The sequence below is a fragment of the Planctomycetota bacterium genome (assembly GCA_016207825.1).
Classification (GTDB): Bacteria; Planctomycetota; MHYJ01; order JACQXL01; family JACQZI01; genus JACQZI01.
In genome coordinates this window covers 52581-69230 of record JACQZI010000038.1, presented here as the reverse complement: position 1 = coordinate 69230, position 16650 = coordinate 52581, and the positions used below count along the sequence as shown (strand labels likewise).

Below are 16650 nucleotides of genomic sequence, written 5' to 3'. Positions count from 1 at the left end.
TGCGAGGACTCCGGTTGATATCGGAGGATGAAGCAATCTCATAAATTAAGATTGCCACGCCCTGAGGGCTCGCAATGACAAGAGTATGTACATTTATTAGTTTTGTTAAAGTCTCTAATGCTTTTGGATGCTGGCACATTCCAGGCTGCCTTTATCCAGAAGCTCCAGGGCGTGTCCGAGCACGGGCTCAATGACCTCCAGGCATTCTTTTACCGCCTTGGGGCTTCCGGGGAAATTGATAATAAAAGATTTGCCCCGGATGCCTGCCACTGCCCTTGAAAGCATGGCAAACGGTGTTTTCTTGAGGGTCTTTTGCCTGATGGTTTCCGGGATGCCCGGCACCATCTTTTCTATCACTTTCAGGGTCGCTTCCGGAGTAACATCACGCGGTGAGAAACCAGTCCCGCCCGTTGTCAATATCAAATTACACCGTTTCTTATCGGAGAATTCTATGAGTTTGGCGGAAATCTTTTTTATTTCGTCAGGCACAAGCGCATATTCAATAGACTGAACGTCCAGGATTGATTTTATAATATCCTTTATCACCGGGCCGCTTACGTCTTCCCTTTTTCCGGCAAAGCCCTTGTCACTGACCGTAATGATTCCTACTTTCACTTTATTTGCTCCTTTCCCTTATTAATTTTATTTCATCACCCATTTTAACTTTTCCGCCTTTTAATACTGCCGCAAATATTCCTTCGCGGGGCATGATGCAATCGCCCGTCTTATAATAAATACTGCACGGCGTTACGCATTCCTTGCCTATCTGTGTGACGCGCATGATGATATTTTTCCCGATTCTTAATTTCTGTCCGATGGGCAGTTTGACCAGGTTTATTCCACTGGTTGTGATATTTTCGCCGAAATCGCCTATCCCCACCTTCAGCCCCTGCTTTTTAGCCGTGTCGATTGATTCCATGGCGAGCAAGCTTACCTGCCTTTTTCCCGGCGCGGCATGCGCGTCGCCGACCAAACCATAATTAACCTTAAGCGTTCCTTCGCCGATATCCTTCTTGCGGACGTGTTTCGTCCGGCTGATACAAACTGATAATACTTTAGCTTTTCTTGCGGACATAAATATGCTTACCGCCTCTTTTTTCAGTAAGGCAGATGGATTCAATCATCATTTCTTTATCAACGGCCTTGCACATATCATAAATGGTCAGGCATGCCGCGGCAACCGCGGTCAGGGTTTCCATATCCGGCCCGGTTTTCTCATCACAATGAACTTCGGATTCCACTAAGATTTGCTCTTTTCCTACAATCCTGATATCCACTTTCACATTTGTAATCCTAAGCGGATGGCAAAGCGGAATAACTGTTGGCGTCTGCTTTGCCGCCAGAACCCCGGCAAGCTGGGCAACTGCGAAGACATCGCCTTTGGCTATCTGGTTCTTTTGGATAAGGCGTATCGTTTCTTTGGTAGTCTTAATGTATCCCATAGCTCGCGCTAGCCGTTTGGTCGGTATTTTATCTGTGATATCCACCATCTTTGCCTTACCTTTGCTGTTAACATGAGTCAGTTTCATTATAATTAACCTCCTATCAGTATCATCGGCCGTTTCTGGCATCGGTTGCCTTGTTTTGGCTTTCTCTTTACCGTTTCTCTTATTGATTCGGTATAACTATAATTACGGATATTTATCTCATCATCCGATAAAAGGCATGGTTTTAGGAATCCGTCGGCGGTCAGGCGCAAGCGGTTGCAAATACGGCAATCCGGCGGGCGGGTTGCGACGTGGCTTTCATCAAGCGGCGAAGCGGAGCGAAGTCCCGATTCCCATCGGGGCGGTTTCGTTTTATCAAGCGTCATCTTTTGGATGAACTGGATTTCTACCCCTTGCTTCTTGCCGAATTCCAGAAAATCATTCTTCTCATCATCATTAATTCCCTTAAGGATAACGCAGTTTATCTTTACCGGATTAAGTCCGGCTTTCTTAGCGGCCTCGATACCTGCAAGGACATCGCGGATATTGCCGCCGCGCGTAATCTTTTTATAGCGTTCGGGTTTCAGGCTGTCCAGGCTGATATTTACCCTTTTCAGCCCGGCCTTTTTCAGTTTGGAGGCGTATTTGGCGAGTAAAATACCGTTCGTGGTAAGCGCCAAATCCTTGATACCGGGAATGGAAGAAATCATGGAAACCAGCTTGCAGACATCTTTCCTTATCAATGGTTCGCCTCCGGTCAAGCGCACTTTGTTTATGCCCATCTCTGATGCGGTCTTCGTAAATTCGTAAATCTCTTCATAGGATAATATATCCGTATGGCTTTTTTGTGTTATCCCGTTTTTCGGCATGCAATAATAGCACCTTAAGTTGCACCTATCGGTGATGGATATGCGCAGGTAAGTAAGAGTACGATTGAACTTATCTATTAACATTTGTTTTGTTTAAATAAGCGTGATAACCCGTTTCTCGCCTTTTCTTATGACTGGGGTGTTTTCCGGGATGGTCAGTATTCCGTTGGATAATACCATGGATTTAAGTATCCCCGACCCCTGGGGGCCGGTGAGCGAGGCATGGTATTGGCCATTTTTCTTGGCTACGATTACCCGCATGAAATATCTGTTTCCCGGTCTCACCTTGATTTCATTCGTAATCGTTGCCGTAACCTCATGCCGGGCATATTCCTTTTTCCCGCACATCTTCATTATCGCCGGACGGACGTGTATTTCAAAGGTCATCATTGAAGAAACCGGATTTCCCGGCAGGCAGAATACGGGTTTCACCCCTATCTCTTGACGGTTGGTCCCGCCACGGCGGGAGCAATCCGTTAATCGGGGGTCCCCGAACTCCGCTCCAGCGGGATGAGTGGTGCCCCTGAGCATGCCAAAGGCAAAAGGCTGTCCGGGACGCTGGGCGACCTTCCAGAATTTCATCTTTGCGCCTAATGCTTCCAATGCCGGGCGGATATAATCGGTCTTACCCATCGAGACACCGCCGGAAATAATAATGACGTCACATGCAAGTGCCTTCAGGAAAGCACGTTTCACTTTAGCCAGTTTGTCCTTGACAATATTCATGATAACCGGCTCCCCGCCGCATTCACGGACCGCCGCGGCAAGCGAATAAGAATTAGAGTTCCTGATTTTTCCGAAAGGCAGTTTTGCCTTTATATCAACCAGTTCATCACCGGTAGCCAGGACGCCAATCTTGGGAGTTTTGGTCACCCGGACATTCGCGTATCCAAGAGCCGCCAGCATTCCCGATTCAGGCGGGCGGATGGTCTTGCCTTTGGCAATAACCTTTTCGCCTTCCCTGATATCTTCTCCGCGCTTCCTGATATTTGCATCTTTTGCTGATTTATTATAGATAAAGACAAAGCCGTCTTTTTCTTTAGTTTGTTCCACCATGACGACCGTATCGGCTCCTTTGGGTATTGGCGCGCCGGTCATGATTCTCATTGCCTCGCCGGATTTGACGGGCAAACGCGGAAGCTGTCCGGCATAAATGCTTCCAATAATCTTGAGGCTGACAGGCGAATGCGCGCTTGCTTTCCTTACATCCGCGCTCTTTAATGCATAGCCGTCCATGGCTGAGTTATCCAGCGGCGGGATAAAGGTATCGGAAACCGCATCCTCTGCCAAGACCCGTCCCAATGCAGAGGTTAAAGGCAGTCGTTCTTTTCCCAACATCCTGGTGTTTTTGAGAATGATATTTAAGGCTTCATCCACCGAAATCAATTCTTTACTCATAAAATAATATGTTAGCATGAAAATCTGATTTTGCAAGATAAACCGAAAATACGGATTATAGACGAACTTGACAAATCCATTTGGTTTGAGGTATACTATGCTAAACGGATTAACCGACCTGGTTATTCAGAGAATAGTATACGAGTTGGGGAATTGAGTAGGCGTCCCCGGAATTAGAGAGGAAATATGAATAACAACGAATTTACTAATTTAGTCTGGCAAGGTTCTGGGTTAATTGCGAAACTTGTTAGTCCTATAGATTGTTTAGTGGTAAATAAAAACCAAGACTTAAGTGTCTTTTTTGGGCATATAAATGCTTTCGAGGACTGGAAAAGAGATTTGGAAATATTTATTAGTAAGAATATATCCCAACCCGATCTTTTTATAAAGGAAATAAAGGGGAAATTAGAGCTATCTCCATTGCAAACATTGAATCTATCAAGACATGGTTATTCTGGTGGTAATTTTACTGATGAAATAAGATGGACTAAAAGAGAATGCGATAGGCTTGCTTTATTCATTGAGGGAAAAACTAAAGTGAGAGATAGCTTTAATGATGAATTTTATTACGCGAGAAACTTGCTTCAGAGAAACTATGATAAGACAAAAGATTTTCTATTTAAACAAGCAAAGACTGATATTACCAGTAATCATTCCTGTGGGCCAGAAGCAAAGACACAATGTGATTGTATCCAAGATATAGCAGATAGTTTTTCTGCGTCTAATATATTTTTAGATATTCCTTATTCAAATTATGATAATTGCGAGAAAACACTGATGGATTTAGTGAAAGAAGTTGGATTAAATCCAGTTATCGCTAAAGGTAAACTTACTTCCAATCACTTGCTTTGTAAAGTGTGCAAGCAGATAAGAATTTGTAAATATGGCGTTACTGACATTTCTACAGGAAGCAATAGCGTTAGCTATGAATATGGTTTAATGCATGGCTATGGGATGAAAGTATGTCTTCTGCGGAGGGAGGATGCATCAGAGGTTACTGATATTAAAGGGTTAGATCATATTCCTTACAATGGGTTAAAAGAATTCAAGATAAAAATTACTAATTGGATACTACAGAATATTATTGAAGCAGATAAAACAAAAGCTCAAAATATTATTAAAACAGAAGAAAATCTATTAAAAGAACAAGGGGAAAGCTCCTTGCAGAACAATTCGAGCGATATACATTTTTCTGTAATAACACCTGATAATGACGATTAAATTCCTCCCGCTAACACCCCCCGGTGCCAGCGCCGATAAGACCGTGCTTAAATGTTCAATAGTTTAAATGATTGATAGCAGCCCTAAAAGACTTCGCTTTGCTCAGCAGCGTAGTGTTATAACCTCCCGATTTCATCGGGCTACCCGTGAGCGGTATCGTTTCTATTCCTCAATGTTTCAGGGGGTTAAAGGCTTAATCCCGAACTCCCGCCCCGATATTTTCTCCCATTTGTAATCCTTGATTTCCTCAAAATTCCCCCTGGCATTTCGGGCTAACATTATTATAGTATCATTGTTTTAAGTGTGGCTACGGGTAGATTTAAGCATGTTGAAGGTTGGATTTAAACGTGTGGATGGGTAGATTCAAGCACGTAGATGGGTAGATTCAAGCGTGTGGAAGGGTAGATTCAAGTGCGTGGATGGGTAGATTTAAGCGCACGGGAGGGTAGATTCAAGCGTATGGGAGGGTAGATTCAGGCGCGTGGACGGGTGGATTCAAGCACGCGGGAGGGTGGATTCAAGCACGTGGACGGGTGGATTCAGGCACGTGGAAGGGTAGATTTCAGCTACGTGCCGGTATCCCACAGGGTGGTAGGGGGTAGGATACCCCCTACATCTAGAGCGGGGTAGGAATGTTCCTAACTTCTTAATATATAAGGCGATAGGAATTGTGCCTTTGGCAATAGTTTTTCTTGAGTTTTATGGCTTTTCCCCTTGGACTCCCTATTTCAACTGATTGGGAGTGCCGCTTGAAATGATTATAGGGGGGTGGGGGTATGGTAGGGAGGGGGTATCTCCGGCTTTTCCTATAGTATCCTAAATTCCATAAGTTTGGCTAATTAAATGCTTTTGGCGCCTAAATCAAGTCTTTTCCACGTCCCGGCCAAGCAATTATAGGGGGGTGGGGGTATGGTAGGGAGGGGTGGGTGTTTTTTATTAAATACGGGGGTGCAAATCTTTCAGCCTTTTCAATCGGCTTGGCTGTTATTTATCCGGTGGAACCTTAGCGCCGCAAAACTTGCAATTAACGGTTTTCTTCCTGTTACTTGGTTTCACCACCTGGATTCTCTTGCAATGCGGGCATTTTCTCCTTAGATGATATGCCGTGCTGATAGCCGCCTGTATTATTCTATGCATCTCGTTATATCCTTATTCTTACGTCAACCACCTTGCATTTATCTTTTTCCGGATATAGCATGATTGGGTTTAAGTCCAGCTCCCTGATTTCTGGGCAGTCGGTCAGTAGCTGTGATACGCGCATGAGAAATTCCGCCAGCCTGTTCAAATCTACTCCTTTTTCCCCGCGTGTGCCTTTCAGGATTGCAAATCCCTTGATTGATTGTATCATTCCGCGCGCCTCGTGTTCGCTCAAAGGCGCCACTTTGAATGACACGTCTTTTAACACTTCGACAAAGACTCCGCCTAAACCGAACATAACCAGATGCCCTAATCCTTCGACGTGGCTGGCGCCGATAATGACTTCCCTTCCTTTGGTCAAATATTCCTGCGCCATGTATTTGAATTGGCATCCTTTGAACTGTTTCTGGAAACTATCAACCTTTTCTTTTAAGGTTTTCTTGTCCATAATATTCAGGGCGACCCCGCCTTTGTCCGTTTTATGGATAATATCCGCGCTATCTACTTTAAGAACCATGGGATAACCCACATAATCAGCCGAGGTCATGATATCTTCGGCCGTATCCGCTATAGTAAACTTAGTGGCCGGGATTTTATAGGCGTAAAGAACACCCAGCGCCTCGCCCAGCGACAGGAATTCGCAGCATCTCTTTTTTGCCTGCTCAATAATCTGACGCGCCGCTTTCTTATCCGTATCAGCAAAGCTGGCGACTGGTTCGTCTTGTTTTCGCTGGTATTCGCCGTATTTCGTCATTGCCACCAGCGCCTTGGCGGCATTTTCCGCCAGGTCGTATGTCGGCAGTCCTCCGGCTTTAAGGATATCCATAGTTTCCTTCCACTGGGTTTTATCCGTCATCGTGTTGATGACAATCGGTTTCGTCGCGGCTTGGGCGATGCGCACCATTTCCTTTGCCACACCGGCGCAATCCACAAAGAATGGCGTCACGAAGTTTACCAGAAGAGAATCTATATTCTCATCCTTCAGCATGGATTCCACGGCCACGGCGAATTCCTTTGGCCCGGCCGTTGCCAGGACATCCACCGGATTGCTCACCGTTGCCTCCGGGAAAAGATTCGCTTTCAAGTGTTTCTTGGTTCCCTCAGAGAGGTCAGGCAGGCTCAGGCCGCCTTCGATACATTCATCCGTGGCGATAATCGCCGGACCGCCCGTATTGGTCAGGATTCCTACGTTCGGTCCTTTCGGTATCGGCTGGGAGGCAAAGGCAATCGCCGCCTGGCAGATTTCTTCCTGGTTCTTGAAAGAGATGATTCCGCATTTATCGAATATCGCCTCGATGGACGTATCCGCTTTCATGAGGCTCCCGGTATGAGACATAACGGCGCGGGCGCCCATGGCTGTCCGGCCGGTTTTCATCCCGAGAATCGGCTTGCGGTTTGTTATGGCTTTACATACTCGCATGAATTCCCTGGGATTGGAAAGGCTTTCCACATGGAGGACAATTACCCTTGTCTTTTCATCATTGCCCCAGAATTCCAGTATTTCCGGAATGGAGATATCCGCCGCGTTTCCGTTGGAGGCGTACATGCGGATACCGACATCAAGCTGGTAAAGCCGCTGGTTTATCACTTCGCCCACTCCGCCGCTCTGGGCTAAGATAGAAATATGTCCCGGCTTAATCTTGGTAAAAGTAAAGTTTGCATAAGTGGGATTTACTGTGTCTGAATTCATGACGCCCTGGCAATTCGGGCCGAATATGCGGATGTTGTATTTCTTGGCGATTTCCTTAATCTGTTTTTCCAATTCTATTCCGTCGCCGCCGATTTCCTTGAATCCGGCGGTGTTGATGATGACGAACTTCACTCCTTTTTTACCGCATTCTTCCATCATGGCCGGCACCATGGTGTTTTTCACCACGATATGCGCCAGGTCAACTTCGCCCGGCACCTGGGTAATGGAAGGATAGGCTTTCAGGCTGTTTATTTCCGGATCTTTCGGGTGGACCGGGTAGATGGGTCCTTTAAAGCCGATGTCTTTAAGGTTCTGGGTAATACGGTAGCCGATGGTTAAAGGCCGGTTTGAAGCGCCGATAACGGCAATCGATTTCGGGCTGAATAATGCGTCTAGCATATGCGAACTCCTTAATGTGCTGATGAGATCTTAATAAAATCAAACTGATAAATTAAGAGCCTGTTTCACAACCTTCTTTTTTGTCATTCCTGCGGAAGCAGGAATCCAGGATCCCACTCTGGACTATAGTGACAGAAGGGGCGTTTATTGGTTATGAAATACGCCCTAAGTATATATCCCATAAACTAACCGGTCAAATAAAATACTCTGTCAGCAACGCCGTGCTTGCAGTTGTCTGTAGATAGATTTAATTATTCTTGCCTTTGCCTACAGCAAAGGTAAAATAATGACAAAACCAGCAATATGAAATCATTAGGATTAAAAGGCCTCAAATCATTTTCAGCCATATCATTAGTCATCGCCAATATATTCCCTCTTTTTGCGGTTCTGTTTCTGGGATGGGATGTGGTTATGGTGCTCTTCCTTTATTTGGTGGAGAGTGCCGTCATCTGTGCGTACGGCGTATTGAAGCTTATTATCGTGGCAAAGTTTTGGGCGATATTCGTCATTCCTTTATTCATTTTTGCTTATGGGATGTGTCTGCTTGTTCCTTTTGCCATTATAGGAGGCATTTCCCATTCGCAGTTAACTCAATCAAAAGATGTGCCCAAGTTGCTCAATGATATTATCGGCGGGATTATCGCGTACTCCATAAGCCACGGAATATCGTTTTTATGGAATTATATCGGACAAAAGGAATACAGGAATATGACTGTACAAAATCAAATAGCAACTTCTTGTGAAAGGATAGGCGTCATATTCTTTGCGTCGTTGGCAGGATTTTTTCTGTATGCGATGAGAGAAACTCCGGGACAGTTCATGTTAATGCTGGGCGTATTTCTGTTGCCGGTGGTTATAATCCTTATTGTGCATCGACTTAAGAGAAAACCGCAAGAAGTTTCTATTGTGAAAACCGGCTCAAAAATCACCGCCAAAAGAATCGGAATAGTGTTAATCAGCCTGGCGATTTTGGGTGTTCTTTTGGTATCGCCTCAGATTAGTATGCTAATTTTCCTTATAGTGATTAAACTGGGGGCGGATTTATATTCCCATCTACATGAGCATTCCGCAAGTCGTAAATCTTACCCGCATTCGGAGAATCCGCAGGAATAGCACCTCATGCAGCCTTCTTCGTAAGAAAGTGAGCCGCCGCAATCCGGGCAGGCGCCTTTCCTTAAGCTGACTGATTTATTGGGCTTTTTAGGTGATGCCGTTCCCGTTGCCGGTGCCGCCTTGGCGTTCATCCCGTTCATCGGCAAATTGTCCGCGGCTTCTTCCAAGGCGTTGGCAATGGCGTCCGCGCAGGAAAGAATCTTTCCGCCCTTGCTCCAGGCAATCGAGTGGCAGGTAATTCCTTTAAGCTGCTTGATGACTTCTTTAAGGTTGGCGCCGCTGCGCAGGGTAAATGAAATCAGCCTGGAAATAGCTTCTGATTGTGATGCCGCGCAACCGCCCGCTTTTCCCATGGTGCTGAAGAGTTCAAACGGTTTCCCGTTTTCATCGTAGTTGATGGTGACATAAAGGTTGCCGCAGCCGGTTTTTAGCTTCTTGGTCGTGCCGTATGTGACATCCGGCCTGGGCCGCGGAGTGGGGTTTAAGGCGACCTGTCCCGGCTCGGCTTCTTCTTTCGCCTTTTCCGTGGTTGATTTGGTGCTTAAGACCTGTTGCTGGCGGCAGCCATCGCGGTAAACGGTCACGCCTTTGCATCCGAGCTTGTATGCCAGGAAATAAACCTCGGAAACGTCGCTCTGCGTGGCGCTGTTCTTGAAATTAACCGTCTTGGAAACGGCGTTGTCCGTGTATTTCTGGAAAGCCGCCTGCATCCTGATGTGCCAGGAGGGCGAAATATCGTGCGCCGTGACGAAAAGCTTCCTGATTTCCGCCGGGATTTCCTTCATCTCCTGTATCGTGCTGTTTTGGGATATCTTTTCCATCAGCTCCTTGGAATAAAATCCTTCCTTCTTGGCAATCGCTTCGAAAATCGGATTGACTTCCACCAGCTTTGTCCCGTCCAGGACGTTCCTGGTAAAGCAGACTGCGTAAAGCGGTTCGATTCCGCTTGAGGCGTTGGCGATGATGCTGATGGTGCCGGTCGGCGCGATGGTCGTGGTCGTCGCGTTCCTTATCGGGTGCTCGCCTTTTACGTCAAAGGCGCTGTTCTTGAAATTGGGGAAAGAGCCCCGTTCCACGGCCAGAGCTTCCGAGGCTTTCTTGGATTCGACCGAGATGAATTTCATTATTTCTTCGCCGATAGCCAGCGCTTCTTCGGAATTATACGGGACTCCGAGCTTGATGAGTAAATCCGCGAAGCCCATGACGCCCAGCCCGATTTTGCGGTTTCCCCGCGCCATCTTTTCTATCTGCGATAACGGGTACCGGTTCATTTCTATCACGTTATCCAAAAAGCGGACTGATTTGTGGACGACTGATTTCAGCTTCTCAAAATCTATTCCCTGATGGTTAATCATTTTTCCCAGGTTTATGGAACCCAGGTTACAAGCCTCATAAGGCAGGAGCGGCTGTTCTCCGCAAGGGTTAGTGCTTTCAATCATCCCGATATGCGGGGTGGGATTATCTTTATTCAGGCGGTCCAGGAAAACGATTCCCGGCTCGCCGGATTCCCATGCCTTTTCCACGATTTTATCAAAGACCTTGCGCGCCTTTATCTTACGGACAGTTTCCTTGGTGCGCGGGTTTAAGAGTTCGTATTCCTCGTCTTTTTGCACCAGCTCCATGAACTTTTCCGAGATGCCCACGGAGATGTTGAAATTATTAAGCTGGGCCTCGTCCTGTTTGGCGGTGATGAAATCCATGACATCCGGGTGGTCGTAATTAAGGATGGCCATATTGGCGCCGCGGCGGAATCCGCCCTGGTTAATCGCCTCGGTCGCTTCGTTGAATACCTTCATGAAAGAAATCGGCCCGCTGGAGAATCCGTGCGAGGTGGAAACGATATCGTTCTTGGGCCTGATGCGGGTGAAAGAAAATCCGGTCCCGCCGCCGCTTTTATGTATAAGCGCGGTATTCTTTACTATTTCGAAGATGCTGTCAATCGAATCGCCCACAGGCAGGACGAAACAGGCGGAAAGCTGCTGGAGCTCGCGCCCGGCGTTCATCAGGGTGGGCGAATTGGGGACGAATTCCAGCCGCGCCATCATGTTGTAGAATTCCCTGACCCATTTCTCGGAGTCGGCGTCTTTGTTAAAGGTGAGCTCGGCTTGCGCGATGTTGCGCGCCACGCGCATAATCATCTCGCTTATGTTCTCGCAGCATTCGGCCGCCTCGTTTTTCCTTAAATACCGGCGTTCCAGCACCCGCGCCGCGTTTTCGGATACCTTCGGAATGAGCCATCCTTCGGCCGTTTTGGAAAGGTCGCTCTCCGATTCCTTTTCAATATATAACACCCGTGCCATAAAATCCTCCCGGTAGTATTGCACTACCTTTCAATTGCGACTATCAATATTGTGTGCTTACTGAACATGTCGTCACGCCTCGAATGCATCCCCCACTGTGTTTTATATCAATCGGTTAAGCGGGAAACTCAAGTGTAAAATCATGGTGCAAATTTATTAATGCGGTTTTCGCCCCAGCCGGAGGCCGGTCCGCCTTTGGCGGAAAAGCCCGCCGTAGGCGGTCAGACGGGACGGGACAGCATGACAGCAACACACAAAATCAAATGTCAAAGACCACTATATATTGTGTAAAGCGGGTATTATATATCTATTTGTAGTGTTGTCAAGAGAAAAAAAAGATTAGGTGAAAAATATTTTCTATGTAACATTTAAAAATATAAGAAGTTAGGGAGAGGCGATATTTTTTCTATATTTTTTTATATTTTGGTTGCATTAGCCGCGCTGGAATTATATACTGAGAGCCAAATGCGTAAAATAAAGATTGTCATTTTCACCGCGTCATACGGCGGCGGGCACCATGCCGTCTCCGGCGCGCTGGCGGACGGATTCCGTAAATATTACCCAAACCATGCTGAGGTGAAAATCATAGATTACATGAAACGCTTCGCCCCGAAACGCGATAAGGTCTTGCGCAAGCTCTACGAAGAAAGCACCAAACACTTTCCCTGGGTTTATGGACTCTTCTTCAGCGCGAGCGATAAAATGTTTGCCGGCAGGCTGGGTGGGAAACTGGGCACAATCGGCGGCACTAAGGCGGAGAAATGGCTCCAAAGGACCAAGCCCGATATCCTGGTCTTTGCCTACCCGGCGCCCGCCAAGGTCATACCGAGCCTTGTCCTTAAGCACCAGCCTTTTACCGCTACGATTGTCACGGATTTCGGCGTCCACGCCCAGTGGGTCCATCCGAATACGGATGTCTATTGCGTGCCTTCGGATGAAGTGAAAAAATACCTGACGGCCGAATATAAGATTGATGATAAGGCGATAAAGGTTACCGGCATCCCTTTAAGGCTTGCCTTTGCCAAGCCCGTTGATAAAGCGGTCGTCCGCAGGAAATATAAACTGGATGGTATCTTCACGGTGGTCCTGATGTGTGGAGGCCAGAGCTGGAGCGATATTAAATCCATCTGCCGGAAACTTGTGGAGATTCCTGTTCAGGTTGTCCTACTGGGCGGCAACAAGGAAATACTTTCCAAGATGCAGAAACTAAAGGGCGAAAACAAAAAGATTGTCCCAATCGGTTTTATCAAAGAGGTGAACGAGATAATGAAGGTGAGCGATGTGGTTATCGGCAAGGCCGGCGGCATTACGGTTTCCGAATCGCTCGCTTACGGGCTTCCGGTTATCATGTTCCGCCCGTATCCGGGCCAGGAAATATACAACCGCGATTATATCGTCAAACACCGCGCCGGATATTTCGCCCGGGACCCGGAAGAAGTATTCCAGAAAGTTAAGTATATATGTAAGAATAAACCGCGCCTGAAAGAGATGGGCAGGAACGCCGCCCGAATCGGCCGACCGGATTCGACCGAGGATGTCTGCCGTATTGTCATGGATGGATTCAGGAAACGCGGCGGCGGCAAATAATATATGGAAAATATTATCCGCCCTTTTTGTCATTCCCGCGTAGCGGGAATCTATCTCGAGACATAGGCGGAAATGATTTGGTGTTTGAAGAATGCAAGAGATTATACTAAAAACAGAAAGCTTATCCAAGCGCTTCGGTTCATTGCAGGCGGTGAATTCCCTCAGCCTGGAGGTGCGGCAGGGTGATATCTATGGATTCCTCGGCTTAAACGGCGCCGGGAAAACCACTACCATCCGCATGCTCCTTTCTTTAATCGCGCCGTCCGCCGGCAAGATTTGGTTTTATGATAAGGAACTCAAGAAAGCGCATCTGGAGATAAAAAAGACCGTCGGCGCGCTGGTCGAAATCCCGGCTTTTTATAATTACCTTTCCGGATATAATAACCTGAAAACGCTCTCTAAAATCGGCGGCCTGAAGTTTAAGCGGAGCGATTTGGAAACGGTTCTCGATTGGGTGGGGCTTTTAAAGCGCGCCAATGACAATGTCCGCGGCTATTCGCAGGGTATGCGCCAGAGATTGGGCATCGCGCAGGCGCTTCTTGTCCAACTCCGCACTCCGCATTCGCCATCCGGCAATCCTTTAATGGTTATTCTGGATGAGCCGACCAATGGGCTTGACCCGCAGGGCATTGTGGATATAAGGAACCTCATCAAGCGGTTGAATAAAGAGTTTAAGATAACCTTCATGATTTCCAGCCACTTGTTATCGGAAATCGAGCTTATCTGCAACCGTGTCGGCATTATAAAGCAGGGCGCCATGGTCGCTCAGGGTGCCATAGCCGAGCTCGTTGCCAAGGCAGGCGCCGCGAATATCCGGATTAAAGCAGACCTTCCCGGCAAGGCGCTTGAATTGGCCGAAAAGATGGATTGGGTCAAGAATGCTTCGTTTAATGATATCAAAAACGAAATACACCTGGAATGCCCTCAGGAAAAAATGGCCGAGCTTAATGGGCTTCTTGTTACTAATGGGGTGCGTGTTTCGGAAATAACATCCTCCGGCAAAACCCTGGAGGAATATTTTATAGGACTTATGTGAGCGTTTATGGATAATCCCTCCCCCTTGATGGGGGAGGAAAGGTGGGGGTGATTTTTACCCTCCCCCCTGCCTGCCGGCAGGCAGGCTAGCCTCTCCCATTAAGGGAGGGGGAAAAATATATATATGTTCAAACGAATCATAGACCTGACCGGAGTGGAACTGGGCAAGCTGATGCGCCAGCGGATATTTTACATTGCCCTTTTCTTAATCATACTGGTGGTGGTTTTCTCTATCTTCTGGGAAGTCTCTTGGAACGCGCCGTCCGGCAAAACCTCAAGTGGCGGCGGTGAAGTAGAGAATCTGGAAGAGACCGCCAAGCCCGTCGAGGCGTCACGCCCGGACGGAGGCTTCGGCCCCTTAACGCGTGCCTGCATGAACGGGTTCGGACTGGCGACGATTTTTATCCTGATATGCGCCAGCCTTTCTATCTCCAGTGAGATGACCACCGGCACCATCAGGATGATGCTTATCCGGCCGGTCAGGCGCAGTGAATTCTTTATCTCCAAGGCATTTGCCCTTATCATCGTCGCGATGATGATAGTCCTCTTAATAGAATTATTGAGCTTTGTTTTGGTTGATATCGTTTACGGATTCAGCAAGGTGACCAACCCCACCTATGGCGATGTCCCGTTTGAACAGGGCGAGCTGGCGCTCATGGTTCGCTACACGATATACACATTTTTGCTGGTCATCCTGCCCTTTATCACGACCATCTTCCTGGGGCTTTTGATTTCCACGCTGGTAGAAAACGTAGGCGTGGCGATTGCCGCGGCGATTCTGATTTATCTCATCATGGATTACTTCATCATTTCCATATTCGATAATGCCGGCACATATTTCTTTTCCTATTACGACGTCTTTTACCTGGACCAGCTTTCCTCTCTCGCCAAGGCGTATAGCGGAGACAGCTGGGCGTTTTCCGTGCTTGACCAGCTCCTCGGATTTGGAACGGGAGAGATTAAAAACTCCTCGTTATATCTCGAAAAGTGGCTGCCCATGGTGGCAAAAAGCGCCCTTGTTCCGATAGGCTATATTATTTTATTCTCCGTTCCGTCGCTCATTGTGCTGAAGAAAAAAGATATTCTTGTTTAGACCGTTTAGACCGTTGAGCCCGTTGGGACGGTTGGTTCCGTTAAGTCAGTTGAGACAGTTGGGGCGGTTTGAACCGTTAACAGTTTTAACGGCTTTAACTGAATTAACGGTCTTAACAGTAATAACAGTAACAACGAACGCTATGAAAATAACCAGTTTTGAAGATTTAGAGTGCTGGAAACAGGCAAGGCTTGTTGTGAAAAATGTTTATGCTATAGCCAAGAGAGATAGGTTTTCTTCTGATTACAGGTTGCGCGACCAGATTACCGGCGCCGCAATTTCAATCATGACCAATATCGCCGAAGGTTTTGCCAGCCAGTCAAACAGGGAGTTTATCCGTTTCCTTACTTATTCAAGGCGTTCGGCTTCGGAAGTCCAGAGTTGTTTATACGTTGCCTTAGACCAGAAATATATAACCGATAAAGAATTTAACCAGATATATGATGAATGTGTTAAAGGCAGGCAATTAATAGACGGATTTTTAAGATATCTAAGAAAATACCAAAAAGCAGAAAAATCTTAATTATCTTAGCTGACTAACGGTATAAACGGTCTTAACTGATTAACTGTATTAACAGTCTTAACATTATGAACAACCCTAACAGAACTAACGGTCCTAACGGCCTAACAGTCTTAACCATCAGTCTCGGCAACACCAACTGCCATATCGCGGTATTTAAAGACAATAAAATGGTCGGCAGGGGAATTATTTCTACCAAGGATGCCGGTAAGATATCACGCAACAAGCATCTTAAAGCTTTGTCCCGCGCGAAGATTGACCGGGCTTTGATGGTCTCCACTAACCCAAAGGCGGAAAAGTATCTGGCGCAATGGGTGAAGAAGTCATTCGGCCTGAAACTCCTGAAGGCAGGCAGGGATTTTAAGGTGCCCATGCCGGTTCGGGTAAAAGAGCCGGGGAAAGTTGGTTTAGATAGATTACTCAACGCCTTTGCGGCGTATCAGAAGAAAAAGAAGCTCACATTGGTAATAGATTTCGGGACAGCCGTGACATTTGATGTCGTTTCCGCCAGGGGAGAGTTCCTGGGAGGAGCGATAGCGGCGGGGCTGGCGACTATGGCGCGCGCGTTGCACAATGATTGCGCGCTTCTCCCGTTGATTAAGCCGAAGAGGGCGAAAAAGGCTATCGGGAAGAATACCGAAGAAGCCATGAATTCAGGAATTTATTTGGGGTGGATGGGCATGACGAAATATCTGGTGGAAAGAATTACCGTGGAGTTGGGAAAGAAACCTTATGTTATCGCCACGGGCGGTGATGCCGCACTTATCAAGGGTGCTTTTAAGGGGATAGATGAAATCATGCCCGATTTAACGCTTGAAGGGCTGGTTTTGGCTTACTGCGCAGGGAATCATAAAAAATAGG

General features: G+C 47.0%; 15 protein-coding genes. 7 read left to right on the top strand and 8 right to left on the bottom strand.

What is annotated here, in order from left to right; all coding sequences use genetic code 11:
* Window positions 1–114: 114 nt before the first annotated feature.
* The 5 genes from mog to HY811_11800 are packed head-to-tail and all read right to left on the bottom strand — an operon-like array spanning window position 115 to window position 3694.
* On the bottom strand, window positions 115–615 hold the full coding sequence (gene mog, locus HY811_11820; protein ID MBI4835489.1) for a molybdopterin adenylyltransferase: 501 nt from the start codon (window positions 613–615) through the stop codon (window positions 115–117).
* Window position 616: 1 nt separating this feature from the next.
* On the bottom strand, window positions 617–1075 hold the full coding sequence (locus HY811_11815) for an MOSC domain-containing protein (GenBank protein ID MBI4835488.1): 459 nt from the start codon (window positions 1073–1075) through the stop codon (window positions 617–619).
* A complete protein-coding gene (gene moaC, locus HY811_11810) occupies window positions 1056–1532 on the bottom strand; it encodes a cyclic pyranopterin monophosphate synthase MoaC (GenBank protein MBI4835487.1) in 477 nt (158 codons plus the stop codon). The genes HY811_11815 and moaC overlap by 20 nt, the downstream gene beginning before the upstream one ends.
* Window positions 1533–1534: 2 nt before the next feature.
* Window positions 1535–2380, bottom strand: a complete 846-nt coding sequence (locus tag HY811_11805) for a GTP 3',8-cyclase MoaA (GenBank protein MBI4835486.1) — start codon at window positions 2378–2380, stop codon at window positions 1535–1537.
* A 9-nt stretch (window positions 2381–2389) separates the two neighbouring features.
* The gene (locus tag HY811_11800; GenBank protein MBI4835485.1) at window positions 2390–3694 is read right to left on the bottom strand and encodes a molybdopterin molybdotransferase MoeA; all 1305 of its coding nucleotides are present in this window, start codon (window positions 3692–3694) and stop codon (window positions 2390–2392) included.
* Between the two features lie 186 nt (window positions 3695–3880).
* On the opposite strand from HY811_11800, the gene HY811_11795 reads away from it, so the two are divergent.
* Window positions 3881–4915 (top strand): hypothetical protein, encoded by a 1035-nt coding sequence (locus HY811_11795; GenBank protein ID MBI4835484.1) that lies wholly within the window; start codon window positions 3881–3883, stop codon window positions 4913–4915.
* 984 nt (window positions 4916–5899) lie between these two features.
* Here the strand turns inward: HY811_11795 and HY811_11790 are convergent.
* Window positions 5900–6052 carry a 30S ribosomal protein S27 gene (locus HY811_11790; GenBank protein ID MBI4835483.1) on the bottom strand — a complete coding sequence of 51 codons (153 nt, stop codon included), beginning with the start codon at window positions 6050–6052 and terminating at the stop codon, window positions 5900–5902.
* 4 nt (window positions 6053–6056) lie between these two features.
* Window positions 6057–8141 carry an acetate--CoA ligase family protein gene (locus HY811_11785; protein MBI4835482.1) on the bottom strand — a complete coding sequence of 695 codons (2085 nt, stop codon included), beginning with the start codon at window positions 8139–8141 and terminating at the stop codon, window positions 6057–6059.
* 303 nt (window positions 8142–8444) lie between these two features.
* Between HY811_11785 and HY811_11780 the strand changes: the two genes are divergently transcribed.
* A complete protein-coding gene (locus HY811_11780) occupies window positions 8445–9254 on the top strand; it encodes a hypothetical protein (protein MBI4835481.1) in 810 nt (269 codons plus the stop codon).
* Here HY811_11780 and HY811_11775 read toward each other — a convergent pair.
* The gene (locus tag HY811_11775; protein MBI4835480.1) at window positions 9224–11554 is read right to left on the bottom strand and encodes a vitamin B12-dependent ribonucleotide reductase; all 2331 of its coding nucleotides are present in this window, start codon (window positions 11552–11554) and stop codon (window positions 9224–9226) included. The genes HY811_11780 and HY811_11775 overlap by 31 nt on opposite strands.
* A 465-nt stretch (window positions 11555–12019) precedes the next feature.
* Here HY811_11775 and HY811_11770 point away from each other — a divergent pair, with 465 nt between their 5' ends.
* The 5 genes from HY811_11770 to HY811_11750 all read left to right on the top strand — a co-directional run bounded on the left by HY811_11770 (window position 12020) and on the right by HY811_11750 (window position 16649).
* Complete coding sequence (locus HY811_11770) at window positions 12020–13141, top strand: glycosyltransferase (GenBank protein ID MBI4835479.1); 1122 nt, start codon at window positions 12020–12022, stop codon at window positions 13139–13141.
* A 91-nt stretch (window positions 13142–13232) separates the two neighbouring features.
* The gene (locus HY811_11765; GenBank protein ID MBI4835478.1) at window positions 13233–14177 is read left to right on the top strand and encodes an ABC transporter ATP-binding protein; all 945 of its coding nucleotides are present in this window, start codon (window positions 13233–13235) and stop codon (window positions 14175–14177) included.
* Between the two features lie 123 nt (window positions 14178–14300).
* Window positions 14301–15269, top strand: a complete 969-nt coding sequence (locus HY811_11760; protein MBI4835477.1) for an ABC transporter permease subunit — start codon at window positions 14301–14303, stop codon at window positions 15267–15269.
* Between the two features lie 142 nt (window positions 15270–15411).
* The gene (locus HY811_11755) at window positions 15412–15792 is read left to right on the top strand and encodes a four helix bundle protein (GenBank protein MBI4835476.1); all 381 of its coding nucleotides are present in this window, start codon (window positions 15412–15414) and stop codon (window positions 15790–15792) included.
* Window positions 15793–15857: 65 nt separating this feature from the next.
* Window positions 15858–16649 carry a type III pantothenate kinase gene (locus HY811_11750; GenBank protein ID MBI4835475.1) on the top strand — a complete coding sequence of 264 codons (792 nt, stop codon included), beginning with the start codon at window positions 15858–15860 and terminating at the stop codon, window positions 16647–16649.
* Window position 16650: the final 1 nt, after the last annotated feature.